We start from the raw sequence: 26,700 nt of genomic DNA, 5'->3' as shown, positions 1-26,700 counted from the left end.
TCATGAGCAAGCTCGAAATTCGCGACCTCAAGGTCTCGGTCAACACCGACGACGGCGCCAAGCCCATCCTGCACGGCGTCGACCTCACCATCAACTCCGGCGAGACACACGCCATCATGGGCCCCAACGGCTCCGGCAAGTCGACCCTGGCCTATTCGCTGGCCGGGCACCCGAAGTACGAGGTCACCGGCGGCGAGGTCCTCCTCGACGGCGAAGACGTCCTCGCCATGAGCGTCGACGAGCGCGCCCGCGCGGGCCTCTTCCTGGCCATGCAGTACCCGGTCGAGGTCCCCGGCGTGTCCGTCTCGAACTTCCTGCGCACCGCCAAGACCGCCATCGACGGCGAGGCTCCCAAGATCCGCACCTGGATGAAGGACCTCAAGGGCGCCATGAACGAGCTGAAGATGGACGAGGCGTTCATCAACCGCAACGTCAACGAGGGCTTCTCCGGCGGCGAGAAGAAGCGCCACGAGATCGTCCAGATGGAGCTGCTCAAGCCCAGGATCGCGATCCTGGACGAGACCGACTCCGGGCTCGACGTGGACGCGCTCCGCGTCGTCTCCGAGGGCATCAACCACGTCAAGGAGTCCACGAACGCCGGCGTCCTGCTCATCACGCACTACACCCGCATCCTGCGGTACGTGAAGCCCGACTTCGTCCACGTCTTCGTCGATGGCCGCATCGCCGAAGAGGGCGGGTCCGAGCTCTCCGAGAAGCTCGAAGCCGAGGGCTACGAGTCCTACATCGGCTCCAAGGCCGCTTAGTCCTCAGGAAAGAGGTAGCCCAGTGGAGGCTGTCAGCAAGCTCGACGTCGAGGCGGTCCGCGCGGACTTCCCGATCCTGCGACGCATGATCGGGGACAAACCGCTGGCCTACCTCGACTCGGCTGCGACCTCGCAGCGGCCCGTGCAGGTCACGGAGGCCATGCGGCGCTTCACCGAGCACTCGAACGCGAACATCTCCCGTTCGGTGCACACGCTCGGAGCCGAGGCGACCGAGGCCTACGAGGGCGCCCGCGCCAAGGTCGCCGACTTCATCGGCGCGCGCAGCGCCGACGAGGTGGTGTTCACGAAGAACTCGACCGAGGCCATCAACCTCGTCGCCTACGCCTTCCAGAACGCCAGCGTCAAGCCCGGCGCCGACCCGCGCTTCGTCCTGCGGCCCGGGGACGAGGTCGTGGTGACCGAAATGGAGCACCACGCCAACCTCATCCCCTGGCAGCAGCTGTGCGAGCGCACCGGCGCCAAGCTCCGCTGGATCGGCATCACCGACGTCGGCCGGCTCGACCTCGAACAGGTCGACGAGGTCATCAACGAACACACCAAGGTCGTCTCGTTCGTCCACGTGGCCAACCTGCTCGGCACCGTCAACCCGACCTCCCAGATCGTCGCCCGCGCCCGCGAGGTCGGCGCCCTGGTCGGGCTCGACTCCTCGCAGGCCGTCCCGCACATCCCGGTCGACGTGACCGAACTGGGCGTGGACTTCATCGCCTTCACCGGCCACAAGATGCTCGGCCCCACCGGGATCGGTGCCCTGTGGGCGAAGGCCGAACTGCTCGACGCCATGCCGCCGTTCCAGACCGGCGGCTCGATGATCGAGACGGTCTCGATGGAGCGGACCACGTTCGCCAAGGCCCCGGCCAAGTTCGAGGCCGGGACGCCGCCGATCGCCGAGGCCGTCGGACTCGCCGCCGCCGTCGACTACCTCGACAAGCTCGGCATGGAGAACGTCCGCGCCCACGAGAAGGAACTCGCCGGCTACATGCTGCGACGCCTGGAGACCGTCGACGGGCTCACCGTCATCGGCCCGCGCGTCCCCATCGGCCGCGGCGCCACCGTCTCGTTCGACCTCGCGGACGTCCACCCGCACGACGTCGGCCAGGTCCTCGACGCCGACGGCATCGCCGTCCGCGTCGGCCATCACTGCGCCAAACCGACCTGCGTCCGGTTCGGCGTCACCGCCACCACCCGGGCCTCCGGCTACGTCTACACCACGACGGACGAAATAGACCGCTTGGTGGCCGCGTTGGAGAAGGTGCGAAAGGTGTTTGCATGAATCTCGACGAGCTGTACCAGGAAGTCATCCTCGACCACTACAAGCGCCCCCGCGGCGCCGGGCTGAGGGACCCTTACGAGGGCGAATCGCACCAGGTCAACCCGACCTGCGGCGACGAGATCACCCTCAGGGTCCATGTCGACGGCGACAAGGTCGCCGACATCTCCTACGAGAACGTCGGCTGCTCGATCTCCAAGGCCTCGGCCTCGGTGATGTACGAGCTCATCAACGGCGTCAGCGTCGAAGAGGCGCTCGCCAAGACGGCCGAGTTCACCGCGCTGATGAACTCCAAGGGCCAGGGCAAGGCCGACGAGGAATCGCTCGAGGACGCGATCGCGTTCGAGGGCGTATCGAAATACCCGATGCGCGTCAAGTGCGCACTGCTGGGCTGGATGGCGTTCAAGGACGCCCTGGTCCGCGCCGAAGCCGCTACCCCAGCCGGAGGAAACGACTGATGAGCGACAAATTGAAGGCCAAAGAGGACGACATCCTCGAGGCGATGAAGGACGTGGTCGACCCTGAGCTCGGCATCAACGTCGTCGACCTCGGCCTGATCTACGGCGTCCACGTTGACGAGGAGAACATCGCCACCCTCGACATGACGCTGACCTCGGCGGCCTGTCCGCTGACCGACGTCATCGAGGACCAGTCGCGCTCCGCCCTCACCGGCGGCGCCGAGGGCGGCCTCGTCTCGGACCTGCGCATCAACTGGGTGTGGATCCCGCCGTGGGGCCCGGACAAGATCACCGACGAAGGCCGCGACCAGCTGCGCGCCCTGGGCTTTAACGTATAAGCATGACCAAGGTTCGCCCCGCTTCCGGCGGCGGCAAGATCGTCGAGGTCGAGCCCGAGCGGCTCCCGAGGTGGGTGGCGAACTTCGCCGACCGCAACGGCGGCATCGCCTCTCACCACGCCGAGAGCGACGCCTGGACGATCGAATCGAACGACGGACCGGTGGCCGGCGTCCAATGGGCGCTGGCCTCCGGCCTTCCCGCCGCCTGGCTGCTCGACGACGACCCGATCAAGGCCGCCGAGCACCTGCGCGACTACGCCCTCCAGCCCCGCCGCATCGCGGTCCTGTTGGCCCGCAAGGGTGCGTATTCGGTGGGCATCGTCGAAGACGGCCGGATCAAGGTCTCCAAGACCGATACCGCCTACGTCCAGGGCAAGACCAAGGCCGGAGGACAATCCCAGCAGCGCTTCGCCCGCCGCCGCGAAGGCCAGGCGAAGGCCTCGGCCAAACGAGCCGCCGAAGCCGCCGCCACGGTCCTGCTGGGCAACGACTTCGATGCCCTGGTCACCGGCGGCATCGTGGACGACCTCCTCGAAGATCCCCGCCTGAGGCACCTCACCGTGACGCTCCACATCGGCGACATAGCCGAGCCCAAGGCGGCACTGCTGGTCGAGACCGCCTACCGGGCGATCAGCTTCGACGTCCGTCTGCTCGCCTAGGCTTCGAGCGCCAGTTCGACCAGGCGCTCGGCGTGGATTCGAGTGGTGTCGAAGACCGGGACGGGGCTGTCGGTGGCGTCCACGAGCAGCGGAATCTCGGTGCAGCCGAAGATGATCCCCTCGGAGCCGTCTGCGGCCAGGCCGTTCATGATGCGCCGGTACGCCTCGCGCGATTCCTCTCGCACGATGCCAAGCGTCAGCTCTGTGAAGATGATGTCGTGGACCTCGGCGCGCGCCTCGGCCGGTGGGGTCCTCACCGTGATGCCGTGCTCGGCCATGCGGTCGGAGAAGAAGCCCATCTCCATGGTGAACCGCGTGCCCAGGAGCCCGACCGTGGTCAACCCGGCGGCCCTGACGCTCGCCGCGACCGTGTCGAGGAGGTGGACGAAGGGGCTGTCGATCGCTGCCTCGATCGCGTCCGCGTTGAGGTGCATGGTGTTGGTGCACAATGCGACCAGGTCCGCACCGGCGCGTTCGAGCGCGACCGCGGCCGTCGCCAGACGCTTGCCGCTGGCCTCCCAGTCGCCCTGCCGCTGCATGGCCTCGATCTCGGCGAAGTCGACGGTGAGCATGATGCTCTCGGCGTTGTGCTGCCCGCCGAGCCTGGCGTGGGTCAGCTCATTGATGAGCCGGTAGTACTCCGCCGACGACTGCCACGACATTCCGCCGATCAACCCGATGGTGCGCATCGCTCAATCCTGCCCTAGGTCGGTGTGCGGTGCCATCGGGTTCGAAGGTGATCGGCGCACTCGAGATCAGGGACTGGTGTCGGACTTGATCCTGATCGCATCGGTGTCGGGGTCGTCGTGCCGCTGCTGCTCTTCGGCGATGGCGCCGCGCAGTTCCAGGTTCGGGAGCAGCAGGGTCAGGATGATCGAGACCGCCGCGATGGAGGCGGCGACGGTGAAGACCAGGTCGAGGCCGTTCGTGAAGGACTGCTGGACGACCTCCTTGACCGGCTCGGGCAGGTGCTGCACCACCGTCGGGGACTCCATGACATTGGCCAGGTCGGCCTGGGTGAACCCGGCCGTCTGCTCGGGTGTCAGCTGCGCCACCGCCCCGGGCAGGTCGGCCGCCAGTTCGTCGTCCAGTTTGGTGTTCATGACCGCGCCGAGGACCGCGGTGCCGATCGCGCCGCCCAGCGAGCGGGCGAAGTTGTTGGTCGACGTCCCGGCGCCGAGGTCCTCGATCTTCACGATGTTCTGCATGGCGAGCACCAACGGCTGCATGAACATGCCCATGCCGGAGCCGAGCACGAGCATGTAGATCGCGCTGAGCCACAGCGGCGTGTCCAGGTGCAGCTGGGTGAACAGGATCAGGCCGATCGTGGTGATCGTCGAGCCCGCCACCAGGAACCATTTGTAACGCCCGACCCGCGAGATCATGAATCCAGAGGACACCGACATGATCACCATGCCGCCCATCATCGGCAGCATCAGCAGGCCCGAGTTGGTCGGCGTGTATCCGCGCACCATCTGGAAGAACAGCGGGATGTAGATGATGCCGGAGAACATGGCGATGCCGAAGATCAGCGCGATGACCGAGGCCAGGCTGAACGTGCCCTGCCTGAACATGCGCAGCGGCAGGATCGGCTCTTCGGCCCTCGTCTCAATGAAGATGAACAGCACGATCAGGGTCGCGGATGCCGAGAACAGCCCGAGGATGACCCCGGAGGTCCAGGCGTAGCTCTGGCCGCCCCAGGTGGTGGCCAGGAGCAGGCAGACCACGGCCGGGACGAGCGTGGCGGCGCCCAGGTAGTCGATCTGGTGCTGGCGGGTGGGGATCGTGTGGCGGCGCAGTACCTGGTTCACGGCGATGAGTGCGACGAGGCCGAGGGGCAGGTTGATGTAGAAGATCCACCGCCAGTCGACCTCGGCGAGCCAGCCGCCGAGGACCGGGCCGGCCACCGACGACAGCGCGAACACCGCGCCGAAGAAGCCCTGGTACTTGCCGCGTTCGCGGGGCGGGAGCACGTCCGAGACGACGGTGAACGCCAGCGTCATGAGGCCGCCGGCGCCCAGCCCCTGGAGGCCGCGGAAGAGGACCAGTTGCAGCATGTCCTGTGACAGGCCCGCCAAGGCGGACGCGACCAGGAAGATCACGATGGCCGCCAGGATGATCGGCCGCCTGCCGTACAGGTCGCTCATCTTGCCGTACAACGGGGTCGAAGCCGTCGTGGCGATCAGATACGCGGTGACGACCCACGTGTAGTCGTCCATGCCGTGCAGGTCGCCGACGATCGTGGGCAGGGCGGTGCCCACAATGGTCTGGTCCAGCGACGCCAGCAGCATCGTCAGCATGAGCGCCCCGAACAGGGTGAACAGCTCGCGGCGGCTCATGCCCCCATAGGACTGCTGCTGTTGCGGCTTCGCTTCGCTCATAGAGGCGAGCGTATGACCCGGCCTCGCCTCAGGCGGCGAAACCGGCTATTGGGGCGTCTTGTCGACGGCCCAGGATCCGGCGGGAATGATGACGTGGCCGATCTGGGTCTCGGCGGTGGTGTGGTTGATGATGAAGCGCCATTGGCCGCGGTCGATCACGTCGACGCCTTGGCCGCCGGGGCCCTGGAGTTCGAGTGCCTCGAACAGCCGGTCCCAGGCCTCGTCCACGAGCTTGCATGAGACGTACCAGGCCTCGCCCTCCCCGAAGGGGTTGACGGTGACGGCCGGCTGGTTCTCGATGAGGTCGCCGGCGGCGTACTGGGTGACGCATTGGGCGCCGCGCAGCTCGACCAGTTCGCAGAACTTCTCGGCCGCACCGAAGTTCCACAGCGCCCGCAGTTCTCCGGGGGGTTGGGGGAGGTGCTCGGTGACGCGGATGCCGAACAGGTCGGTGAGGCCTCCGAGGTAGCCGTCGAGCCAGACCTGGCAGTGCTCGTCGACGGCTCCGGTGAGGCTGGAGGCGACGAGGCGTCCGCCGCCGGCGGTGAACCAGCGCAGGTTCTCGGCGGCGGCGCGGCTGAGCACGTAGGTGCTGGGGGCGAACACGGTCCTGTAGCCGCTCAGGTCGCCTTCGGGGGAGACGAAGTCGACCACGACGCCGCGGTCGCGCAGGACGCGGTGGATCTGTGCGACGTCCTCGAAGTAGTCGATGGGGGCGGGCAGGTGGCCGATGCCGGTGGCCCACCACGAGTCCGGGCTCCACAGGATCGCGGTGTCGGTCTTGACGGGGGACTCGATGGTGTGGGCGATGCTCGGCAGCGCCTGTCCGAAGTCGACGACCTCGCGGAACATGCGGGTGTTCTTGCCGGCGTGGGGGACGAGCGCGGAGTGCCACTGCTCGGCCCCGCCGCGGCCGGCGCGCCACTGGAAGTACATGGCGCCCTTGGAACCGCGGCTGATGTGGATCATCGAGTGGCGGGCCATGCGGCCGGGAGTCTTGGAGACCGGGCCGTAGGGGGTGGAGATCTCGGCGGCGTTCTGCTCCATGAGCAGCCAGTCCCCGCCGCCTGCCCAGGAGCGGGAGAGGTCGGCGTGGAGGGCGCTGATCTGCTCGGCGCGCTCGCCCGGGTCGCCGGGGTAGGAGTCGAAGGCGATGAGGTCGACCTCGGAGGCCCAGCGCCAGGGGTCGACCGGGACCCACTGGCCGAACACGAGGTTCGTGGTGATGGGTACCTCGGGATTCGCCGCCCGCAGGATGTCGCGCTGCTCGATGAAGTGGCCGAGCATGGCGTCGGAGGTGAAGCGCTTGAAGTCGAGCTCGTGCGCGGGGTTGGCGAGGTACTGGGTGGCGCGGGGGGCGAGGATCTGGTCCCAGTCGCTGTAGTGCTGGCTCCAGAACGAGCCCCACCAGGCCGCGTTCAAAGCCTCCAGTGTGGAGTACTTCTGCTGGAGCCAGGCCCGGAAGTTCGTCTCGGCGTGGGCGGAGAACGTGGCCGAGCCGTACTCGTTGTGGACGTGCCACATCGCCAGGGCCGGATGCCCGGCGTAGCGCTCGGCGACCTTCGCGGCGATGCTGCGGGAGGCCTCGCGGTAGGCGGGCGCACAGATGTCGTAGGTGTCGCGCGAGCCGTGGACCTGGCGCACCCCGTCGGGGCGCGTGTTCAGCGCGTCGGGGTGGGCGAGGGTGAACCACGGCGGGGGAGAGGCGGTCGGGGTGGCGAGATTGACGCCGATGCCGCCGGAGTGGAGCTTGTCCATGACCCGGTCGAGCCATCCGAAGTCGTACTCGCCCGGGCGGGGTTCGAGCCGGGCCCAGGAGAAGACGCCGACGCTGACCAGGTTGACGCCGGCCTCGCGCATGAGGGCGACGTCGTCGTCCCAGACCTCTTCGGGCCACTGCTCGGGGTTGTAGTCGCCGCCGTAGCAGAGTCCTTCGACGCCTTTGGGCCAGTGCATTGGGGGACCTCCGGGTGGGGTGAACGTAGATCAGTTAGTTGTCTGGCAAAACTAACTCGCGATGGCGCTGGGTCGCCACCTTCGGTCTCCCGATTCAACGGGGCGGCCGTTACTCGGCGTTGGAGAGCGCGCCGAATCTTTCGTTTCGCAGCGCCTCGGGCCAAGTGTCGTCGATCGGCGCCAGCTGGTTCGGGTTGATGCCCATCGCCCACGCCAGCAGGAGGTCGGCGAGGCGGGGGTTGCGGGCCAGGGCCGGCCCGTGCATGTAGGTGCCGATGACGTGCCCGGCCCAGGCGCCCTCGGTGACGCCGTCATTGCCGATGCCGGCGCTCACCTGCGCCAGCGGCTGGACCGCCTCACCCAGGTGGGTGCGCCCGCCGTGGTTCTCGAACCCGGTGATCGACCCGAGGCCCAGCATCGGAGCGGTCTCCCCGGCGATCTCGCCGACGGCCCGCGAGGGGCCGCGGTCCGAACGCAGGTCGAGGATGCCCAGGCCCGGATAGCAGCGGCCGTTGGCGTAGAACGACTCGCCCAGCAGCTGGTAACCCGCGCAAATCGCCAGGATCGGCTTGCCGGCGTTGGCGGCCTTGGTCAGCGCGCCGTCGTCCAACAGGCGCTCGGCGGCCACGGCCTGCGGGCCGTCCTCGCCGCCGCCGAGGAGGTACAGGTCGGCGCCGTGGGGGACGTGCTGGTCGCTTCGGACCTGCATCGGCTCGACGTCGATGCCGCGGGCGCGGGCGCGGTGCGCCAGCACCAGGAGATTGCCCCGGTCGCCGTAGGTGGACAGCAGGTCCGGGTAGAGCCAGACCAGGCGCAGCGTGCTAGTTGCCATGTGTGCGAACCCTTCTCAGCCGTCAGTTGACGCGGTTGAACTCAGCGCGGATGTCCTGGAACGCCGTGTAGTTCGCGACGACCTCCACCGGACCGGGGGCGATGGCCGCGATGGCCGCCTTGATGTCGTCCACGACGACGAAGTCGACGCCGTCGACCTCCAGCCGCACCGCCAGGTCGATGCGCCGGTCGCCGGTGACGACGACCTTCCGCCCGATCAGGGAGGTGAAGTCGACGTCGTAGATCCACGAGGTGTCGAAGCCGTCAACCTCGCGCGCGTTCAACGACAGCACCACCGGCTGGGTCTGCTCGATCATGTCGAACGACTCCAGCCAGCCGGCCGGGTTCTTCGCCAGCAGCAGCCGCAGTTGCCGCCCGTCGCGCTCCACCCGAGCGTAGCGCCCGGCCACCGAGGTCACCTCGGACAGGCGCGGCGCGGCCATCGCCGGGTCGACGCCGAACAGGCTCGCCACCGCCAGGGCGGTGGCCGCATTGGCGCGGTTGACCCGGCCCGGCAGTTGCAGATTGAGGTCGTAGCGGCGACCGTCGGGGCCGACGACGCCCTCACCGGTGTGCGCCACCGACCACTGGGGGCTGGGGCGGTTGAGGCCGCAGTTGGTGCAGCGCCAGAACTCGCCGAAGCGGTCCAGGTGCGAGCCGCAGTTGGGGCAGATCGCCGAGTCGGCGGTCCAGGACTGGCCCGCCGCGACCCACACGACCCGCTCGCAAACCGAAGCGGCCCAGACGATCAGGGGATCGTCGGCATTGGCGACGATGGTGGTCTGCCCCGCCGAGGCCTCCAGGGTCTGACGCCACTTCGCGGCCAGCGCCGTCACCTCCATCGCCCGGTCCAGCTGGTCCCGCGAGAGGTTGAGCAGCGCCACCACCTTCGGGCTCGCCGCGTCCAGCAGCTGCCCCAGGTAGTGCTCGTCGCATTCGAGCGCGGCGTATTCGGCCTTGCGGGCCTTGGCGAGCGCCGTGGTGTGCCCGGTGGGCATGTTGGCGCCGAAGGAGTTCGTGGCGACTTTGCCGATCGCTTCCAAAGCGGCGGTGGTGAAGCGGGTGGTCGTGGTCTTGCCGTTGGTGCCCGAGATGAGGACGACGTGGCGTCCGTCGGCGAGCAGTTCCAGGAGCCGGGGTTCGACGATCAGCCCGACGCGCCCGCCGATGACCGAGCCGTCGCCGCGTCCGGTCGCACGCGAGAGCGCGGCCGCGGTCCTCAACAGGGCGGTGGCGAATTTCGCGCGCGGGGACAGATTCGCGCTCATCTGGGCTCGCTTTCCACTTGAACGGACTGGACGACTATGCAGAAGAGTTTGTCACATGACTCGGCGCGGGCGTGCCGAGTGGCTGGCGGAGGTGAGGCCCATTGCGCTGGGTAGACACGGGTCGCCGCAGAAGCCGCAAAAGCCCCCGGAACGGGCAAGTCGGAGACCCCCACTCCCATCCACCAGAAGTTCACGGACCCGATGTCTCCCGGATTCGTGCCAGTCTGTCGCGCGCCCGCCACCGAGCGGCACGGCGGCCGTCGCTGAGGGTGCCCACCCGCCTCCGCATACCTATCCTCTTGCAGCCCTTGCACACCCCGACGAATGAATTGTGAGCGAAATTCGGATACGGAAGGGGCTGTCGCGCATCCTTCACTCCACTCCCCACCACCGCCGCTGAGCAGGAACTTCACCACGCGAACCACGGATGTCCCGGCGAAACAACCCCCAAAGGTGGGGAGGAGTGGAGTATGGTGGGGCGCAATGGTGGGACAGGGGTTCCTCCACAGCGGCCGGGGCGGCCGCGCAGCCTGAGAGTCACGGGGGGTGGCGCCGATGTTCCTCGGCACCCATACCCCGCGCCTCGACGACAAGGGCCGCGTGATCCTCCCCGCCAAGTTCCGAGAAGCACTGGCGGAGGGAGTCGTCATCACCAAAGGACAAGAGCGTTGCCTGTACGTATTCCCCAATGAGGAATTCGAACGGCTCGCCGAAGCGCTCCAACAAGCGCCGATGTCCTCGAAGACCGCCCGCGCCTACAACCGGGTGTTCTTCGCCTCCGCACACGACGAGGAACCCGACAAGCAAGGGCGCGTGACCATCCCGCCGCGCCTGCGCGAATACGCCGGACTCGACCGCGACCTGGTCGTCATCGGCGCCTCGAACCGCGTGGAGATCTGGAACTCCGCAACCTGGGACGAATACCTGGAGGCCCAAGAAGAGGCCTTCGCCGACATCGAAGAGGGCGACCTGCCCGAAGGACTGTGAGAAGGAGGTGAGTGACATGAATGCACCGCACATCCCCGTCATGCTCGACGAGGTGCTCGACTACCTCACGCCCGCCGCATCAAGGCCGGACGCGCTGGCCGTCGACGCCACCCTCGGCGCAGGCGGACACACCGAGGCGCTCCTGACCGCCCACCCCGGACTCACCGTCATCGGCATCGACCGCGACCCCACCGCCCTGGAGCTCGCCGGCAAGCGCCTGGCCGACTTCGGCGAGCGCTTCATCCCGGCCCGCGCCGTCTACGACGCGATCCCGGAAGTGCTGGCCGACAACGGCTTCGAGACCGCCGACGCGATCCTGTTCGACCTCGGCGTCTCCTCGATGCAGCTCGACCGGCCCGAACGCGGCTTCGCCTACGCCCAGGACGCGCCCCTGGACATGCGCATGAACCCCGACGACGAACTCACCGCCGAGATCATCGTCAACACGTATGCGCCCGGAGACCTGGTGCGCATCCTGCGCGAGTACGGCGAGGAGAAGTTCGCGACCCGCGTCGTCAGCGCCATCGTGCACGCCCGCGAAAAAGACCGGATCACCTCCAGCCGCGCGCTGGCCGACCTGGTACGGGACGCGATCCCGGCCGCGGCCCGCCGCACCGGGGGCAACCCGGCCAAGCGGACCTTCCAGGCCCTGCGCATCGAGGTCAACACCGAGCTCGACACCTGGCGGAACGCCCTGCCCGCCGCGCTGGACGTGCTCGCCCCGGCCGGTCGCGTAGTGGTCATGTCCTATCACTCCCTTGAGGACCGCATCACCAAGCAGGAGCTGACCCGCAGGGCCAGCTCGACCACCCCGGCCGGACTGCCCGTGGACCTCCCCGGCCACGGACCGACCTTCCGAATCCTGACAAGGAAAGCCCAACAAGCGACCCAGACCGAACTCGACCGCAATCCGCGTTCGGCGCCAGCGAGACTGCGCGCCGCGGAACGCATCGCACCGTCCACCGGAGCAGGAGGCGAATCATGAGCAACGCGCCATACCGCCGGCCGCAGGCCGACGCCGAGGAGATCATCAAGGCCGCCCGTCGCCGGGCCCGCGCCGCGTCTTCGCGGCGGCGGACCCTGGTCGGCGAGGCCGCCGAGGCTCCCGTCGTGGACGGCTCGCTCGCCGTGCAGCCCGAGACCGTGCCCGTGGAGACGCCGGTCGAGGCGCCGCTGCACGAGCGCCCGACCGAGGTCATCACTCCGGCTCCGGAACCGGCGACACGGACCCGCGTCGCTCCCAGCCCGCGGACCGAAGCGGCGCCCGAGCCGGTGGAGGTGCCTCGCCCGGCGTTCGTCGGCGGCATCATCGCGCTGGTCGTGGCCGGGATCGTGGGCCTGCTCCTGCTGAACACCGTCATCAATGAGGACGCGTACCACCTGCAGGACCTGCGCAGCCAGGCGCAGGACCTGGACCAGTCCGAGCAGGAGCTGGACAGCGAGCTGGCGGAGCTGCGCTCGCCGAACAACCTTGAGGTCCGGGCGTCCAACTTCGGCATGGTCCGGCCCGACAAGGTCACGTTCCTGTACCTGCCTGACGGTGAGACCGTCGAGGTGCCATGGAGTGAAGAGTAAGGACGTCGATGACCGAATCCGACCCCAGCCCTCGGCGCGACCCCTCGTCGATCAGCCGGGCCCGTCGTTACACGCCTCGCGGACGCACTGTCCGCGAGGCGGCGTCGGATTCTGCCCAGGACAATCGGGCACGCGAGAACGGGGCGCGCGACCGCGAGGCCGCGCGCCGCGAGCGCAACCGGGCGGCGGCCGAGCCCGCCGAGGACGCGGCGGCGAAGCGGCGCCGGGAGGCGGCCGCCCGCTCCAGGCAGCGCCGCCAGCGCGAGACCACCGCGACCGGAACCGCGCGGACCGAGTCGGTGCGGACGGAGACGCAGGCGCGGCGCACCGGACAGGTGCGGCCCGGTCCGACCCGGCGCACTTCCGCGCCGGGCGCGCAGCGCCGCCCCGCCGCCGCGCGCGAGGAGGAGGCGCCCAGGGTCCGGCCGCTGCGCGACCTGCCTCGCGTCGGCAATCCGGCGCGGCGCCTGCGGTTCGCGTCCGCCCTCGTCATGATCCTGCTGCTGGTCGCCGCCGGGCGCCTGGTCCAGCTACAGGTGACCGACTCGGCCGCCTACGCGGCCAGCGCGCTCGACCAGCGGCTGACCACCGAACCGCTCCCGGCCTCGCGAGGGTCCATTTTGGACCGCAATGGCAATGAGCTGGCCTACTCGATCGAGGCGAACTACATCGCCGTCGACCCCACCCGCGTCAAGGCGAAGCCGGCGGAACTGGCCGTCGAATTGGCCCAGCTGCTGGGGCGTCCGGCCTCGGAGCTCGAACCGATCATCGCCACCGACGAGACCGCGCAGGGCGACCCGATCATGTTCGCGTACCTGCAACGGGGCGTGGATCTCGCGGTGGGGGACCAGATCACGGACCTGAAGGACCCCGGGCTGATCGTCGGTGCCGACGAGCGGCGGGTAGTGCCCGGACGCGACCTGGCGGCCAACGTCATCGGCTTCACCGGCGGCGACGATGGCGAGGGCCTGGCCGGCCTGGAGGCGAACTACGACGAGTGGCTCTCGGGCGAGGACGGCGAGGTCACATACGAGCGCAGCCAGTCCGGGCAGCCGATCCCCGGCGCCTTCTACCGCGAGCAGTCGGCGGTGCCGGGCAACGATGTCCAGCTGACCATCGATGCGGACCTGCAATTCCAGGTGCAGAACATCCTGGAGGACACCGTGGAGGAGCACGACGCCGAGTTCGGCTCGGCGATGGTCATGGAGGTCGGCACCGGACAGACGCTGGCCATGGCTTCGACCCCCACCTACGACGCGGCCAAACCGTTCGATGTGGACAGCGAGGAGCAGTACCGGGACTACGCCACCCAGGCGACGTTCGACCCCGGTTCGATCCACAAGGCCATCATCTTCGCCGCCGCCCTGGAAGAGGGCTGCATCGAGCCCGACGGCACGATGCCCATGGGGCAGACCATCACCAAGGGCGACACGACCTATGAGGACACTTACCCGCACGGCGATGCGACGCTGAGCCTGGCCGGGATCATCGCCCAGTCCTCCAACGTGGGGACCATCAAACTCGCCGACTGCCTCGGGGCAGAGAAGGTCTACGAGTACCAGCAGGCGTTCGGGCTCGGCGAGGCGACCGGCATCGGCGTCTCCGGCGAGGCCGAGGGGCTGCTTCAGGAGCCGAAGGACTGGTCGGGCACGTCCGAGGGCTCGATTCCGATCGGCCACGAGGTCACCACCACGCAGGCCCAGATGGCCGCGGTCTACGAGACGATCGCGAACGACGGCATTTACACCGCGCCGACCCTGATCGACCACCTGGCCGACTCGGAGGGCAACCCCGTCGAAGACGAGAACGAGGAAGAACCCGAGACCAGGCGGGTCATCTCGACCGAGACCGCCCAGACGCTGCAATACCTCCTTCAGGCGCCGATCGCCGACGACACCGGCACTGGCCGCAATGCCGAACTTGAGAACTATCACCTTGCGGGGAAGACCGGCACCGGCCAGCTCGTCGTGGACGGCGTGTACGCGCCCGGCAATGTGACCTCTTTCGTGGGATTCGCGCCGGCGGAGGACCCGCAGTACGTGGTGGCCGTGACCGTCTACGTCCCAGGCGGGGGCGGTGGCGGCGGCGTCACCGGTGAGGCGTTCAAGGAGATCAACGAGTTCGCCTTGAGCTACTTCGGGGTTCGCCCCGCGGACGGCCCGCCACCGGAGTTCGACGTGTGGGGCTGAGGCGCCACAGGCACTTGTGGGAGAGATAACGGGCGCGGGCGTGAGCGAGCTCCGCACAACTCGGCCAAGGGGAATGGCGCGAGGGTGTCAGACGTTAGCATCAGAGGCGTCAAGGAAGAAGGAGCCGATAGTTTTGAACGTTGACCCTTGGGCACTGTGCGACATCCTCGCCGATCCTCCGGATGCGCGGGGCGCTGTCCTGCTGCACTTCCTGGACGGCTTCATGGACGCCGGATCTGCCGGACGCGGGGTCGTCGACTACCTCTTCGACGAATTCGAGCACACTCCGGTGGCGTCCTTCGACGTCGACCAGTTGATCGACTACCGCTCGCGCCGCCCCAACCTGACCTTCTCGATCGACCGCTGGTCGGAATTCGACGCCCCGCAGTTGGTCGTCTACCTCATGAGGGACCACTCCGACCGGCCGTTCCTGCTGATGACCGGCCCCGAGCCGGACTTCGCCTGGGAGCGTTTCGTGGATGCCGCGGAGGACCTGATCGACCACTGGAACGTGCCGTTGACCCTGGGCTTCCAGGGCATCCCCATGGGCGTCCCGCACACCCGCGATCTCGGCATGACCGTGCACGCCACCCGACCCGAGCTGGTGTTCGACAATCGGCCGATGTTCAACGAGGTGACCGTGCCCGGCAATGCGGCGGGCCTGCTCGAATACCGGCTCGGTGAGTCCGGGCGGGACGCGATCGGCCTGTCGGTCCACGTGCCGCACTACGTCATGCAGATGACCTATCCGGCCGCCACGCTCCGCCTGCTGGAGGGCATCCGCGAAGCCACCGGCCTCGACCTGCCGCCGGTCGCCTCGCTCGAAGAGGAGAAGGAGCGCGTCGACGCCGACATCGCCGACCAGGTGGCCGAGTCCGACGAGGTCGCCGAGGTGGTGAAGTCGCTTGAGGAGCAGTACGACTCGTTCACCGAGGCCGCCGACGCGGACGAGATGCTCCAGGAGGGACGCATTCCCACCGCCGACGAACTGGGCGATGCCTTCGAGCATTTCCTCGCCGAGCGCCAGCGAGGCGAGGACGACAAGTAGCGCCTCCGGTGCGCGGAGGCGGTGAAGGCGGCAAGTAGCGTCCAGTCGCGTACCCCCCTTTGCCTCCACCGGAACGGAATCCCGACTTCATGACCCCCGAGCACCTCCGGGACGCCGCCGCCGTCGCGGCCATCTTCGGATTCTTCGCGATGGCCTGGTTCGGCTGGGCGCAGGAGGCACCGCCGTGCCGCTGGGTCAAATGGCTGGCGGCCGGCTCGATCCTCAGCATCCTCACCCTCATCGGCGGCGGACTGCTGATGTGGCAGCACTGGTCGGACGGCACGGTGTTCGACGACCAGGTGGGTACCAGGTTCGGCATCGTCGTGGGCATCGAGTTCGCCTCCGCCGGGATCGGCTCGGCGGTGTTGGCCGTTCGGAAACGCGCGCAACTGATCTCGGCCTGGATTGCCTTCGTCGTCGGCGTCCACTTCTTCCCGGTGGCCGTGGTGCTGGAGATCCCGGCCCTGCACCTCGTGGCCGCCCTGGTGACCGCGGCGTCCGTGGCCTCGGTATTCATCGCCCGCGCCAAGCAGCTCACGATCAGCGCCGTGGTCGGGGCGAGCACCGGCACCGTCCTGCTCGCCTCGGCGCTGCTGTCGTTGCTCGACGCGTTCCTCCGTTGACGAACACGAAGCGGGGCCCGACCGATCGGTCGGGCCCCGCTTCCGTCTTACCTACGAATTACTTGCCGTGCTTGGCGCGGGAGGTCGCGCGGCCGCGGTCCTTCTGGTCGAGGACGACCTTGCGGATGCGGACGTACTCGGGTGTGATCTCCACGCACTCGTCCTCGCGGCAGAACTCCAAGGACTGCTCCAGCGACAGCGCGCGCGGCGGGACCACGTTCTCGGTCGAGTCCGCCGCGGCGGCGCGCATGTTGGTGAGCTTCTTCTCCTTGGTGATGTTCACGTCCATGTCGTCGGAGCGAGAGTTCTCGCCGACGATCATGCCCTCGTACACCTCGGTGGTGGGGCCGCAGAACAGGACGCCGCGCTCCTGCAGGTTGATCATCGCGAACGCGGTGACCTGCCCGGCCCGGTCGGCCACGAGCGAACCGTTGTTGCGGGTGCGCAGCTCGCCGAACCACGGCTCGTGGTCCTCGAAGATTGAGTGCGCGATGCCGGTGCCGCGGGTCTGGGTCAGGAACTCTGTGCGGAAACCGATCAGGCCACGGGAGGGCACGAGCCACTCCATGCGGACCCAGCCCGAACCGTGGTTCGTCATGGTCTCCATGCGGCCCTTGCGGGTCGCCATGAGCTGGGTGATCGCACCCAGGTGCTCCTCGGGGGAGTCGATGGTCATGCGCTCGACCGGCTCGTGGAGCTTGCCGTTGATGACCTTGGTGACCACCTCGGGCTTGCCGACGGTGAGCTCGAAGCCCTCGCGGCGCATCTGCTCGACCAGGATCGCCAGGGCCAGCTCGCCGCGGCCCTGCACCTCCCAGGCGTCGGGGCGCTCGGTCGGGAGGACCCGCAGCGAGACGTTGCCGACGAGCTCGCGCTCCAGCCGGTCCAGGACCTGGCGGGCGGTGACCTTGTGGCCCTTGCCGCCCTTGCCGACCAGCGGCGAGGTGTTGGTGCCTATGGTCATGGAGATGGCGGGCTCGTCCACGGTGATCAGCGGCAGCGCCACCGGGTTCTCCGGGTCGGCCAGGGTCTCGCCGATCATGATGTCGGGGATGCCCGCGATGGCGCAGATGTCGCCGGGGCCGGCCTTCTCGGCGGGCACGCGGGTCAGCGCCTCGGTCAGTAGCAGCTCGGTGATGCGGACGTTCTGCTGCGAGCCGTCGCGCTTCATCCAGGTGACCGTCTGGCCCTTGCGTAGTTCGCCCTCTTCGACGCGGCACAGCGCGATGCGGCCGAGGAAGTTGTCGGCGTCGAGGTTGGTCACGTGCGCCTGGAGCGGCGCGCCCTCGGTGTACTCGGGCGCGGGGGCCGCTTCGAGGATGGTGTCGAAGAACGGCTTGAGGCTGTCGGAGTCCTCGGGAACCGTGCCGTCCTTGGGCTGGTTCAGCGAGGCCACACCGTCACGGGCACAGGCGTAGACGATCGGGAACTCGATCTGCTCCTCGTCGGCGTCCAGGTCCAGGAACAGGTCGTAGGTCTCGTTGACGACAGCGGAGATCCGCGCGTCGGGACGGTCGGTCTTGTTGATGCACAGGATGACCGGGAGGCGGGCCTCCAGGGCCTTGCGCAGCACGAAGCGGGTCTGGGGCAGCGGACCCTCGGAGGCGTCGACGAGCAGGACCACTGCGTCCACCATGGACAGACCGCGCTCGACCTCACCGCCGAAGTCGGCGTGGCCGGGGGTGTCGATGATGTTGATGACCATCTGGGAGCCGTCGGCCGGATTGACGTAGTGGACCGCGGTGTTCTTCGCGAGGATCGTGATGCCCTTCTCGCGCTCCAGGTCCCCGGAGTCCATGACGCGGTCGTCGACCGCGGCACCTTCACGGAAGGCGCCAGCCTGCTTGAGCATGGCGTCGACGAGGGTGGTCTTGCCGTGGTCGACGTGGGCGACGATGGCGATGTTTCGCAGATCAGAGCGTGTAGACACGACGACCATTGTCTCCTAACAGGGGCGCTGACATGCGTGCAGGCTCCGTGATAGCCGACACGGCGTTTCTTCACGCAGTTTGCAGGCGTGAATGAGTCTCGCGAACAATCCCTCAAAGGTGGGAAAATGCCTCACGTTCGCTATTTGGGGGATCTATACCTTCGAAATGCTTACGCTGGGTTATGGCTCTATTCACCAATTCCATCCGTTTTGTAATGGTGGCCGCTCTGGCCGCCGGCGTCACACTCGTGACCGCATTGCCGGGATACGCCGAACTCACCGGCGCCGTGGTCTCCACCTCCTCGGGCAGCATCAACGTGCGCTCGGGCCCTGCCACCGACACCAAGGCCGTCGGCACCCTCGAACGGGGAGCCAATCCCACCGTTCACTGCAAGGCCCGGGGCGAGCAGATCGACGGCCACGTCCGCGCCTCCTCGACCTGGCTGCGCATCGGCACCAACCGGTGGATCAGCAATGCGTACGTCACCTGGACCGGCGACGCGCCCATCATCCAGTGGTGCGCCGAGAAGAACAAGGCCGCGACCGCGGCCAAGGTCACCACCGGTGGCGACGACCTCAATGTCCGCGCCGCCGCCAACTCGGGCGCCGCCCGCCAGGGCGGCTACGGCGACGGCAGCTCCGTCAACGTCCAATGCCAGGTCTGGGGCCAGGAAGTGGACGGCGCCGCCAAGACCAGTGTCTGGTACAAGATCGGCACCAATCGCTACGTTTCGGCCGGCTACATCAAGTGGAGCCAAGGACTGCCGTGGCTGCCCTGGTGCGGTCAGGACCCGCCGACCATCCCGCGCGGCGGCAACCAGGGATTCATCGACTCCCACGTCAGCGCCGCCCAGTCCAGCGACAAGGCCACCGGCGTCCCCGCCTCCGTGACCCTCGCCCAGGCCATCCTCGAATCCGGTTGGGGCAAGGGCGCCCTGGCCCGCGAGGACCACAACATCTTCGGCATGAAGTGCTTCGGCTCTCCCGGGGAGTTCGCCCTCGGCTGCCGCGACTACGGCACCTTCGAATGCAGTCCCACCGGCGGCTGCTTCGACATGGACGCCACCTTCCGCGCCTACGACAATGTCGCCGATTCCTACCGCGACCACGGCGAGCTGCTCTCGGGCTGGTCCCGGTACTCCAAGGCGATGGAGGTGAAGGGCGAACCGGACAAGTTCGCCCGCGAGATCCACAAGGCCGGATACGCCACCGACCCGAAGTACTCCGACAAACTGATCAGCATCATGACGCAGTACGACCTGTACCGATACGACGTCTAGCGGCGACGTTTCGATTGAGTGAAAGGTCACATCCGGCACCGAAAACGCAGGTACCGGAGGGGTAGCCTCGTTGGGAGGTCCGCGCGCGAGCAGCGGGCCTCCCAGAACTGTCGGACCCGAAGGTTAGATTCCCGCTGTGGCCAACGAGCACCTTCTCACCGAAACCGAGCGATCGACGAACTCCCCGAGTACGGGAACGATCGTCGTGCGCGGCGCGCGCGAGCACAACCTCAAGGACGTCGACCTTGACCTGCCGCGCGACTCCCTTATCGTCTTCACCGGCCTGTCCGGTTCGGGCAAGTCCTCCCTGGCGTTCGACACGATCTTCGCCGAAGGCCAGCGGCGCTACGTCGAATCGCTCTCGGCCTACGCCCGCCAGTTCCTCGGGCAGATGGACAAGCCCGACGTCGACTTCATCGAGGGACTGTCCCCGGCGGTGTCGATCGACCAGAAGTCGACCTCGCGCAACCCGCGCTCGACCGTCGGCACCATCACCGAGATCTACGACTACATGCGACTGCTCTACGCCCGCGTCGGCGTCCCGCACTGCCCCCAGTGCGGCGAGGCCATCGGGAGCCAGTCGCCCCAGCAGATCACCGACCAGATCATGGCCATGCCCGAGGGCACCCGCTTCCAGGTGCTCGCCCCCGTCGCCCGCAAGCGCAAGGGCGAGTTCGTGGAGCTGTTCAACGACCTCCAGCAGCAGGGCTACGCCCGCGCGCGGGTCGACGGCGAGGTCTACGCCCTCACCGACGTCCCGAAGCTCAAAAAGCAGGAGAAGCACGACATCGACGTGGTCGTGGACCGCCTCGCCGTCAAGGCCTCCGCGGTCCAGCGCGTCACCGACTCGGTCGAGTCCGCGCTGTCGCTGGCCGACGGCGTCGTCGTGCTCGACTTCGTGGACGTCGCCGAGGACGACCCGCAGCGCACCCGCCGCTTCTCCGAGAAGCTGGCCTGCCCCAACGACCACCCGCTGACGCTGGACGAGCTCGAGCCGCGCACCTTCTCGTTCAACGCCCCCTTCGGCGCCTGCCCGGTCTGCCACGGCCTCGGCATGCGCAAGGAGGTCGACCCCGAACTGGCCATCCGCGACACGGAGGCGACCATCCGGGACGGCGCGCTGGCACCCTGGTCGTCGGTCGGCATGGGGGACTACTTCCTCTTCCAGATCGTCGCGCTCGGCGAGGCCGTCGGCTTCGACGTCGACACCCCGTGGGCCGACCTGCCGGACCGGGCGCAGAAGGCCGTCCTCTTCGGCTACGACGAGACACTCCAGGTGTCGTACCGCAACAAGCGCGGCCAGCGGCGCTCCTACGAGACCCGCTTCGAGGGCGTCGTCCCATGGGTCGAGCGCCGCCACCACGAGACCGATTCCGAGTGGACCCGCGAGAAGTACGAGCAGTTCATGCGAGAGATCCCGTGCTCGACGTGCGGCGGGGCCCGGCTCAAGCCCGAGGTCCTGGCCGTCACCGTCGAGGGACGGTCGATCTACGAGGTGTGCAGCCTCTCCATCAATGACTGCTCGTCATTCTTCAACGGCCTCAAGATGAGCGAGCGCGACTCGATGATCGCCGCGCCGATCGTCAAGGAGGTCACCGCCCGGCTCCAGTTCCTGCTGGACGTCGGACTCGACTACCTGACGCTCGCGCGCGCGGCCGGGAGCCTGTCCGGCGGCGAGGCCCAGCGCATCCGCCTGGCCACCCAGATCGGCGCGGGCCTGGTCGGCGTCCTCTACGTGCTGGACGAGCCGTCGATCGGCCTCCACCAGCGGGACAACAACCGGCTCATCGCCACCCTCGAACGGCTGCGGGACCTGGGCAACACGCTCATCGTCGTGGAGCACGACGAGGACACCATCCGCGTCGCCGACCACATCGTCGACATCGGACCCGGCGCGGGCGAGCACGGCGGGGTGGTCATCTACTCCGGTCCCGTTGCGGGCCTCACCGATGCAGAGGGCTCCATGACCGGCGACTACATGGCCGGGCGGCGGCACATCGAGATCCCCGACAAGCGCCGCGTGCCCGACGCCGACCGCGAACTGGTCGTCAAGGGCGCCAGGGAGAACAACCTCAAGGGCATCGACACGGCCTTCCCGATGGGCTGCATGGTGTCGGTGACAGGCGTGTCCGGCTCGGGCAAGTCCACGCTGGTCAACGAGATCCTCTACAACACGCTCGCGGCCAAGATCAACGGCGCGAAGCTCGTCGCCGGCAAGCACCGCACCATCACCGGCATCGACGAGGTCGACAAAGTCGTGGGTGTCGACCAGTCCCCGATCGGGCGCACGCCGCGTTCGAACCCCGCCACCTACACCGGCGTGTTCGACAAGGTCCGCAAGCTCTTCGCCGGGACTCCCGAGGCGAAGGTGCGCGGCTGGGGCCCGGGACGGTTCTCGTTCAACGTCAAGGGCGGCCGCTGCGAGGCCTGCGGCGGCGACGGCACGTTGAAGATCGAGATGAACTTCCTGCCCGATGTGTATGTGCCGTGCGAGGAATGCGGCGGCGCGCGCTACAACCGGGACACGCTGAAGGTGCACTACCGGGGCAAGACCATCTCGGACGTGCTCGACATGCCGATCGAGGAGGCCGCCGACTTCTTCGAGCCGATCCAGTCGATCCACCGGCATCTGAAGACCCTCGTGGACGTGGGCCTGGGTTACGTGCGGCTCGGCCAGCCGGCCCCGACGCTGTCGGGCGGCGAGGCGCAGCGCGTGAAGCTCGCCTCGGAGCTGCAGAAGCGGTCGACCGGCAAGACGGTGTACATCCTGGACGAGCCGACGACCGGCCTGCACTTCGAGGACGTGCGCAAGCTGCTCGGAGTGCTGGACGGGTTGGTGGACAAGGGGAACACGGTCATCACCATCGAGCACAACCTCGAAGTGATCAAGTGCTCCGACTGGGTCATCGACCTCGGTCCGGAAGGCGGCGACAAGGGTGGGACCCTGGTCGCGGCCGGCACGCCGGAGGAGGTCGCGGACATCGCGGCCAGCCACACGGGCCAGTACCTGCGTCCGCTGCTGGGCATGCACGGTGCGGGCAATGGGAGCGGCCCGGCCGCGAGGAGAGCCAAGACCGGAAACGGCCGCAAGCCGAAACGGTAGGAATGGCCTTCGTCGGGGCGGCTGCGGCCGCCCTGCTCGCCGTCCCGGGACTCCGCCGCGCGGTCGCACTGGCGACCGCCCGGCATCCCGACCCGCGCCTGATCGCCGTCGCCAGCCTCACCGCGGCACTGCTGATCGCCTGGCGCGCCGAGGGATTGCTCCACGCGGCCGCACTGGCGGTGGTCGCGGCCGTCGGCATCGCCGCCGGCTGGATCGACGCCTATGAGCGTCGACTGCCGGACGTGCTGGTCCTCCCCGCGTATCCCGTCGTGGCGGCGCTGCTGCTGGCGACCGGCGACGGCGAGGCGATGCTGCGCGCCGCGGCCTGCGCGGCCGCAGGCATGGCGGCCTTCGGCATCGGCTGCGCCGCAGGCCAACTCGGCTTCGGCGATGTGAAGCTCGCCGGGCTGCTCGGACTCGTGACGGGCTGGGCCGCCTGGGATAACGCGGCGATCGCGCTGGCGGCGACGGTCGTGATCGGCGGGGGACAAGCGGTGGCGGTGCTCGTGATGAAGCGGAAGGACTTCCCTTACGGCCCCGCGATGCTCGCCGGAACCGCGGCCGCGATCGCGGTGACACCCTGGCTCGCTACCTGATGCGGAAACACAGTTATGTTCGACAATTTCTTGATTCTGCTGCATCGGCGTGTATACACCGATATGTTCGGGTGCGACCTGGTACAAATAGGTCACACAAGACACAAGGTACTGAGAGGTGACAGTGATTCGTTTTATCGCCAAGACCGTGGTGGCTACGGCCGCCGCCGGCATCATGGCTGTCGGCATGGCCGCCCCGGCCCTCGCGGCCGAGACCACTGCTCCCGTCGCCGAGGGCAGCTACGAGTACGACCCGCAGGACTTCGGCGGGGTCAACTTCCTGTCGAACCTCTGCATCGGCAACTGGAGCGGCGACGTCATCAGCCTGCTCAACGTCGCCAAGAGCGACGTCACCGACCTGTGCAACGGCTGGGACCAGAACCCGAAGGGCGTCAACGTCGCCTCCAACATCTGCGCCCTGAACTGGGACTGGAGCAACGCCGGCAGCCTCGGCCTGCTCGGCACCTCCGATGTCGACAAGGTCTGCAACTGGGCCAAGGACCAGAAGCCGGCCAACAGCTAGGCGCTTGAGCAAGAACATCGAGGGGCGGTCCACTGACACCATGGGCCGCCCCTTCTCCGTACCCGGACTCACCCTTCCCGGGCTCAACCTTCCCAAAAATCGCCGCTCTCGGGCTCGTGCCCCGAGCCGGGGTGGGCACGAGCCTGAGATGGGTGGTCGCCGATTGGGGAGGAGCATTGCCCGGTCTATTTTCCCGCTCCTGTCGTTATCGAACGTCCGCTTACAACTTTCGGTAGGCGGACATTCGGCCGCCTAGGGAGCGGAAAAATATCCTCGGGCTCTGCGGACCTCCCCAATCGACGACCACCCATCTGGCACATCAGCCGGTCCCGATCACCCCGCCGTGCAGGTGACCGACGCGGGTTTGACGGCGGCCCGCGCGTCCTTGTCGCCGGTGAACCCGAAGGTGTACTGCTGGCCCGGTTGCAACGGGTAGCCGCCGCCGAGCTTCGAGACCGTCACCAGGTGCCCGTCCTGGACCACCTCGGCGCTCCACGAACTCGCCACGGACTGACCGGTGGGCATCGCCCACCGCAGCGTCAGATCCTCGAGCGGTTCGTCACCGGTGTTGACGACCACGACCTGCGCGTTGAACCCGTCGGTCCACGAGCCGTTGATCCGGTACTCCACCTCGCAGGACGGAGACTGCGCCACCGCGACCTGTTCGGCCGCGAAGCTCGCCACCTGCGCCAGCGGGGCGTTCCAGTTGACGGTGAGCTCGTTGGTCGACCATGAGCCGATGTCGTCGATGTAGCACCACTGCGGCGCGCAGCCGGTGAGCCATCGCTGGGCCACCGGATCCCAGGTGGAGGTCACCGTGTTCGGACCTCCGGCGAGGGTCCCGGCCGGCGGGTTCGGCAGGCTCGGGTCGAGCTGGTTGGCGTACCAGCGGCTGTGCTGGTTCTCTGAGGTGTGGCTGCCGTAACCGGTCACATAGGAGTTCCCGAGTGCGTTGCGGCCCAGGATGTAGTCGAGTCCGACCAGCACCCCGTCGCGGTAGCGCCGGTCGCCGGTCAGGTCGTACGCGGCTCCGACCACGGTGAGCGCGTTGAGCACCGCGCTGTTCGAGCCCCAGTCGAAGGTCCCGTTCGAGCCGTAGCCCAGGTCCCATGGACTCGACTCCTGCTCGCCCAGGTAGACCTCGGCACCGGCCACAACCTGCTCCACGATCATGTCGCGGTCCGGCAGGGCGTTCGGCACCGTCGCCAGGTTGATCTTGGCGACCCCGGTCACGTCGCCCCAGGAGAACCCGCCGGGCCCGAACTCGTACCCGTCGTGCAGTTCCGAGGCCGCCAGCTGGTCCGCATAGGACTGCTCGCCGGTGGTGATGAACAGTTCGGCCGCGGCCCAGTAGAACTCGTCGGTGACGTTCGAGTCGCCGTACGGGCCGCCGCCGTCGGGGCTGGTGTCCGGCGCGTAGAGGTCGGGGTGCTCCAGCGCCGCCGCCCAGGCCGTCTCCGCCGCCGAGGCGCACTGCGCGGCGAACTCGGCGTCAAAGGGTTCGAAGAGTCGGGCGCACTGGGCGGCGGTCGCCGCCAGGTTGAGCGTCGCCGCCGTCGAAGGCGGGTAGAGATAGCGCGGCTGCGGGTCGTCGGCCGGCATCAGCGGCAGCCCGGTCCACGACTCGTCGTGGATCTTGTGGTGGGCCATGCCCGCCAGCTCCTCGCCCGCGGGCACCTGCATGCTCAGCAGGAACTCCATCTCCCAGCGGGCCTCGTCCAGCACATCGGGGACGCCGTCGCCGTGCTCGGGGATGCGCAGGCTCCCGTCGGCCAGCCGGTCGGGGTCGCCGGTCGGAGCGTTGATCGCACGTTCGTAGACGGACATGAGCTGCGCGACCGAGATGCCGCCGTTGACGACGTACTTGCCGTGGTCGCCGGCGTCGTACCAGCCGCCGGTCACGTCGAGCGTGTAGTCGCAGGCGTCCTCGAAGCACGGCACCGCGCCGTCGCCCAGGTTGGGCTCGACGTCGACGTGTCCCGCGTCGCGCCCGTAACCGGGGGCGATCGCTTCGTCGATGGCGACGCCCGAACGCTGCGGATAGTAGAACGACATCGCGTCGACGGCCAGGTCCGAGTAGAGGTCGCCGCCGATCGCGAACGGGTAGGACGTCTCGCCGTCGGCGGTGAGCGTGAAGCCCTCGCCGGCGGCCGTCACCTCCGAGAAGTCGATCGTGTGGACCGACTCGCCCGAGGAGTCGTCGGCGCCGACGACCGCCGTCTCACCGGTGGCCACCACCTCGCCGCCGGAATCGCCCAGCTCCCAGGCGACCGGTTCGGTCGCCTCGGTGACCAGCGTGGCGCGCTTGGGTCCGTCGGACAGGTATCCGACCTGGTTGACCCGCACCCGCGGGCCCGTGTCGGGATCGTAGACCGGCGGTTCGGCGTCGGTGAACAATGAGACCTCCGAGAGGCAGAACTGCCACGGCTCGGCGTTGCGTCCGATCTGGAACGCCAACTGGGCATCTGACCAGTCCTCACTGGCCGTGAACGTGTAGCTGAAGGTCTGCGCCTCGGTGTCGAGGACCGAGAACTCCTCCACGGCGGTCGGCCACGGGTCGACATCGCGCTGAATGAGGGTGCGGACGCTCAGCGGCGCGGATGCGCGGGCGTTGAACCGCAGCTCGTAGGACTCTCCGGCGACCAGCGGCAGGTCGTTCTGGCCGACGATGGCGTCCCAGGCGTTTTCGGTCTCGCCGGGCACGTCCAGGCACCATTCGCCGCCCGAGACGGTCTGGTCGGTGAGGTTCTCGGTCGCCCACCAGGGTGCGGTGCCGTCGGCGAAGTCGCCGTTGACGATCAGGTCGGTCGGTTCATCCTCCTGCGCATAGGCGACGGTGGCCCCGACCGCCGAGAGCACGAGGGCTCCGGCGGCCGCGGCGGCCACTATCGCGCGGCGAGATC

22 protein-coding genes are annotated in these 26,700 nt (G+C 68.3%); 15 read left to right on the top strand and 7 right to left on the bottom strand.

All coding sequences use genetic code 11. The features are described 5' to 3' along the window. Positions 1 to 2 precede the first annotated feature (2 nt). Genes sufC through FAB82_RS18750 form a run of 5 tightly spaced genes read left to right on the top strand, consistent with a single transcriptional unit; the run spans position 3 to position 3,507 of the window. Positions 3 to 764: a Fe-S cluster assembly ATPase SufC gene (gene sufC / locus FAB82_RS18770; RefSeq protein WP_136536071.1), complete on the top strand. Its 762-nt coding sequence runs from the start codon at positions 3 to 5 to the stop codon at positions 762 to 764. Next, complete coding sequence (locus FAB82_RS18765) at positions 673 to 2,055, top strand: cysteine desulfurase (RefSeq protein ID WP_136536070.1); 1,383 nt, start codon at positions 673 to 675, stop codon at positions 2,053 to 2,055. Before sufC ends, FAB82_RS18765 begins: the two co-directional genes overlap by 92 nt. Continuing rightward, entirely contained in the window at positions 2,052 to 2,510 is a 459-nt protein-coding gene (sufU, locus tag FAB82_RS18760; RefSeq protein WP_136536069.1) for a Fe-S cluster assembly sulfur transfer protein SufU, read from the top strand. Before FAB82_RS18765 ends, sufU begins: the two co-directional genes overlap by 4 nt. Continuing rightward, a complete protein-coding gene (locus tag FAB82_RS18755) occupies positions 2,510 to 2,848 on the top strand; it encodes a metal-sulfur cluster assembly factor (protein ID WP_136536068.1) in 339 nt (112 codons plus the stop codon). Before sufU ends, FAB82_RS18755 begins: the two co-directional genes overlap by 1 nt. Positions 2,849 to 2,850: 2 nt before the next feature. Continuing rightward, complete coding sequence (locus FAB82_RS18750) at positions 2,851 to 3,507, top strand: acVLRF1 family peptidyl-tRNA hydrolase (RefSeq protein ID WP_136536067.1); 657 nt, start codon at positions 2,851 to 2,853, stop codon at positions 3,505 to 3,507. Here FAB82_RS18750 and FAB82_RS18745 read toward each other — a convergent pair. The 5 genes from FAB82_RS18745 to FAB82_RS18725 form a co-directional block, all read right to left on the bottom strand. After that, complete coding sequence (locus FAB82_RS18745) at positions 3,504 to 4,196, bottom strand: aspartate/glutamate racemase family protein (protein ID WP_136536066.1); 693 nt, start codon at positions 4,194 to 4,196, stop codon at positions 3,504 to 3,506. The genes FAB82_RS18750 and FAB82_RS18745 overlap by 4 nt on opposite strands. Before the next feature lie 66 nt (positions 4,197 to 4,262). Next, positions 4,263 to 5,888, bottom strand: a complete 1,626-nt coding sequence (locus tag FAB82_RS18740; protein WP_246039711.1) for an MDR family MFS transporter — start codon at positions 5,886 to 5,888, stop codon at positions 4,263 to 4,265. Positions 5,889 to 5,933: 45 nt separating this feature from the next. After that, a complete protein-coding gene (locus FAB82_RS18735) occupies positions 5,934 to 7,844 on the bottom strand; it encodes a beta-galactosidase (protein ID WP_136536065.1) in 1,911 nt (636 codons plus the stop codon). Positions 7,845 to 7,953: 109 nt separating this feature from the next. After that, positions 7,954 to 8,676, bottom strand: coding sequence for a type 1 glutamine amidotransferase (locus FAB82_RS18730; RefSeq protein WP_136536064.1), 723 nt, complete (start codon positions 8,674 to 8,676; stop codon positions 7,954 to 7,956). A 22-nt stretch (positions 8,677 to 8,698) separates the two neighbouring features. Continuing rightward, the gene (locus FAB82_RS18725; RefSeq protein WP_211116679.1) at positions 8,699 to 9,943 is read right to left on the bottom strand and encodes a MurT ligase domain-containing protein; all 1,245 of its coding nucleotides are present in this window, start codon (positions 9,941 to 9,943) and stop codon (positions 8,699 to 8,701) included. Positions 9,944 to 10,498: 555 nt separating this feature from the next. Here FAB82_RS18725 and mraZ point away from each other — a divergent pair. The 6 genes from mraZ (at position 10,499) to FAB82_RS18695 (ending at position 16,365) form a co-directional block, all read left to right on the top strand. After that, complete coding sequence (gene mraZ, locus FAB82_RS18720) at positions 10,499 to 10,930, top strand: division/cell wall cluster transcriptional repressor MraZ (RefSeq protein ID WP_136536301.1); 432 nt, start codon at positions 10,499 to 10,501, stop codon at positions 10,928 to 10,930. A gap of 16 nt (positions 10,931 to 10,946) precedes the next feature. Further along, positions 10,947 to 11,915, top strand: coding sequence for a 16S rRNA (cytosine(1402)-N(4))-methyltransferase RsmH (gene rsmH, locus FAB82_RS18715; RefSeq protein ID WP_136536063.1), 969 nt, complete (start codon positions 10,947 to 10,949; stop codon positions 11,913 to 11,915). Continuing rightward, positions 11,912 to 12,505 carry a cell division protein FtsL gene (ftsL, locus tag FAB82_RS18710; protein ID WP_136536062.1) on the top strand — a complete coding sequence of 198 codons (594 nt, stop codon included), beginning with the start codon at positions 11,912 to 11,914 and terminating at the stop codon, positions 12,503 to 12,505. The genes rsmH and ftsL overlap by 4 nt, the downstream gene beginning before the upstream one ends. A gap of 8 nt (positions 12,506 to 12,513) precedes the next feature. Next, on the top strand, positions 12,514 to 14,694 hold the full coding sequence (locus FAB82_RS18705; RefSeq protein WP_136536061.1) for a peptidoglycan D,D-transpeptidase FtsI family protein: 2,181 nt from the start codon (positions 12,514 to 12,516) through the stop codon (positions 14,692 to 14,694). A gap of 133 nt (positions 14,695 to 14,827) precedes the next feature. Beyond that, positions 14,828 to 15,742: a proteasome assembly chaperone family protein gene (locus FAB82_RS18700; RefSeq protein ID WP_136536060.1), complete on the top strand. Its 915-nt coding sequence runs from the start codon at positions 14,828 to 14,830 to the stop codon at positions 15,740 to 15,742. A gap of 89 nt (positions 15,743 to 15,831) precedes the next feature. Continuing rightward, positions 15,832 to 16,365 (top strand): hypothetical protein, encoded by a 534-nt coding sequence (locus tag FAB82_RS18695; protein WP_136536059.1) that lies wholly within the window; start codon positions 15,832 to 15,834, stop codon positions 16,363 to 16,365. A 58-nt stretch (positions 16,366 to 16,423) separates the two neighbouring features. Here the strand turns inward: FAB82_RS18695 and typA are convergent, their stop codons facing one another. After that, positions 16,424 to 18,295, bottom strand: a complete 1,872-nt coding sequence (gene typA / locus FAB82_RS18690) for a translational GTPase TypA (RefSeq protein WP_136536058.1) — start codon at positions 18,293 to 18,295, stop codon at positions 16,424 to 16,426. Positions 18,296 to 18,510: 215 nt separating this feature from the next. Here typA and gsmA point away from each other — a divergent pair, with 215 nt between their 5' ends. The 4 genes from gsmA (at position 18,511) to FAB82_RS18670 (ending at position 23,797) form a co-directional block, all read left to right on the top strand. Further along, entirely contained in the window at positions 18,511 to 19,575 is a 1,065-nt protein-coding gene (gsmA, locus tag FAB82_RS18685; RefSeq protein WP_168801667.1) for a sporangiospore maturation cell wall hydrolase GsmA, read from the top strand. Positions 19,576 to 19,774: 199 nt separating this feature from the next. Next, positions 19,775 to 22,678, top strand: coding sequence for an excinuclease ABC subunit UvrA (gene uvrA / locus FAB82_RS18680; RefSeq protein WP_136536300.1), 2,904 nt, complete (start codon positions 19,775 to 19,777; stop codon positions 22,676 to 22,678). Between the two features lie 2 nt (positions 22,679 to 22,680). Then, positions 22,681 to 23,274 (top strand): prepilin peptidase, encoded by a 594-nt coding sequence (locus FAB82_RS18675; protein ID WP_136536056.1) that lies wholly within the window; start codon positions 22,681 to 22,683, stop codon positions 23,272 to 23,274. 118 nt (positions 23,275 to 23,392) lie between these two features. Continuing rightward, positions 23,393 to 23,797: a hypothetical protein gene (locus tag FAB82_RS18670; RefSeq protein ID WP_136536055.1), complete on the top strand. Its 405-nt coding sequence runs from the start codon at positions 23,393 to 23,395 to the stop codon at positions 23,795 to 23,797. 333 nt (positions 23,798 to 24,130) lie between these two features. Here the strand turns inward: FAB82_RS18670 and FAB82_RS18665 are convergent, their stop codons facing one another. Continuing rightward, positions 24,131 to 26,683, bottom strand: a complete 2,553-nt coding sequence (locus FAB82_RS18665; RefSeq protein WP_246039708.1) for a glycoside hydrolase family 9 protein — start codon at positions 26,681 to 26,683, stop codon at positions 24,131 to 24,133. Positions 26,684 to 26,700: the final 17 nt, after the last annotated feature.

The sequence above is a fragment of the Glycomyces buryatensis genome (assembly GCF_004912275.1).
Taxonomy (GTDB): Bacteria; Actinomycetota; Actinomycetes; order Mycobacteriales; family Micromonosporaceae; genus Glycomyces; species Glycomyces buryatensis.
The sequence above is the reverse complement of the archived record's forward strand: the minus strand, read 5'-3'. Positions and strand labels throughout refer to the sequence as shown.

Excerpts from the sequence above, each read along its gene's own strand:
- sufC (WP_136536071.1), top strand. The coding sequence starts at position 3 with ATGAGCAAGCTCGAAATTCGCGACCTCAAGGTCTCGGTCAACACCGAC.
- FAB82_RS18765 (WP_136536070.1), top strand. The coding sequence starts at position 673 with ATGGCCGCATCGCCGAAGAGGGCGGGTCCGAGCTCTCCGAGAAGCTCG.
- sufU (WP_136536069.1), top strand. The coding sequence starts at position 2,052 with ATGAATCTCGACGAGCTGTACCAGGAAGTCATCCTCGACCACTACAAG.
- FAB82_RS18755 (WP_136536068.1), top strand. The coding sequence starts at position 2,510 with ATGAGCGACAAATTGAAGGCCAAAGAGGACGACATCCTCGAGGCGATG.
- FAB82_RS18750 (WP_136536067.1), top strand. The coding sequence starts at position 2,851 with ATGACCAAGGTTCGCCCCGCTTCCGGCGGCGGCAAGATCGTCGAGGTC.
- FAB82_RS18745 (WP_136536066.1), bottom strand. The coding sequence starts at position 4,196 with ATGCGCACCATCGGGTTGATCGGCGGAATGTCGTGGCAGTCGTCGGCG.
- FAB82_RS18740 (WP_246039711.1), bottom strand. The coding sequence starts at position 5,888 with ATGAGCGAAGCGAAGCCGCAACAGCAGCAGTCCTATGGGGGCATGAGC.
- FAB82_RS18735 (WP_136536065.1), bottom strand. The coding sequence starts at position 7,844 with ATGCACTGGCCCAAAGGCGTCGAAGGACTCTGCTACGGCGGCGACTAC.
- FAB82_RS18730 (WP_136536064.1), bottom strand. The coding sequence starts at position 8,676 with ATGGCAACTAGCACGCTGCGCCTGGTCTGGCTCTACCCGGACCTGCTG.
- FAB82_RS18725 (WP_211116679.1), bottom strand. The coding sequence starts at position 9,943 with ATGAGCGCGAATCTGTCCCCGCGCGCGAAATTCGCCACCGCCCTGTTG.
- mraZ (WP_136536301.1), top strand. The coding sequence starts at position 10,499 with ATGTTCCTCGGCACCCATACCCCGCGCCTCGACGACAAGGGCCGCGTG.
- rsmH (WP_136536063.1), top strand. The coding sequence starts at position 10,947 with ATGAATGCACCGCACATCCCCGTCATGCTCGACGAGGTGCTCGACTAC.
- ftsL (WP_136536062.1), top strand. The coding sequence starts at position 11,912 with ATGAGCAACGCGCCATACCGCCGGCCGCAGGCCGACGCCGAGGAGATC.
- FAB82_RS18705 (WP_136536061.1), top strand. The coding sequence starts at position 12,514 with ATGACCGAATCCGACCCCAGCCCTCGGCGCGACCCCTCGTCGATCAGC.
- FAB82_RS18695 (WP_136536059.1), top strand. The coding sequence starts at position 15,832 with ATGACCCCCGAGCACCTCCGGGACGCCGCCGCCGTCGCGGCCATCTTC.
- gsmA (WP_168801667.1), top strand. The coding sequence starts at position 18,511 with ATGGTGGCCGCTCTGGCCGCCGGCGTCACACTCGTGACCGCATTGCCG.
- FAB82_RS18675 (WP_136536056.1), top strand. The coding sequence starts at position 22,681 with ATGGCCTTCGTCGGGGCGGCTGCGGCCGCCCTGCTCGCCGTCCCGGGA.